Below are 211 nucleotides of genomic sequence, written 5' to 3'. Positions count from 1 at the left end.
TTCTTAATCGGATTCTTCGGGGCAGTCGAATCCGGCACAATACCTGCGCGCCCCTTCTGCGCTATCCGGTGTTTGATGTTGTGGTACGTCTGCCGCGAGATCCCTAATTCTTTGCAAAACTGTGTGACCGTCTTGCCGTCACGAACGGGATCGAAATCTGCGACCTTTCTACGCTTATGCAATGGAATAGCCATCCGGCTATTCCACCGCC

The 211-nt window shown here is 53.1% G+C and carries 1 protein-coding gene; it reads right to left on the bottom strand.

Translation table 11 applies throughout. From position 1 onward, the window contains the following. The coding region (locus tag HMPREF2822_RS12955) for a helix-turn-helix domain-containing protein (protein ID WP_158014576.1) at positions 1 to 194 on the bottom strand (194 nt) is incomplete at its 3' end. Between the last annotated feature and the right edge of the window lie 17 nt (positions 195 to 211).

It is taken from the genome of Corynebacterium sp. HMSC062E11, assembly GCF_001811845.1.
Lineage (GTDB): Bacteria > Actinomycetota > Actinomycetes > Mycobacteriales > Mycobacteriaceae > Corynebacterium > Corynebacterium hesseae.
This window is presented reverse-complemented; position numbering and strand designations above follow the sequence as displayed.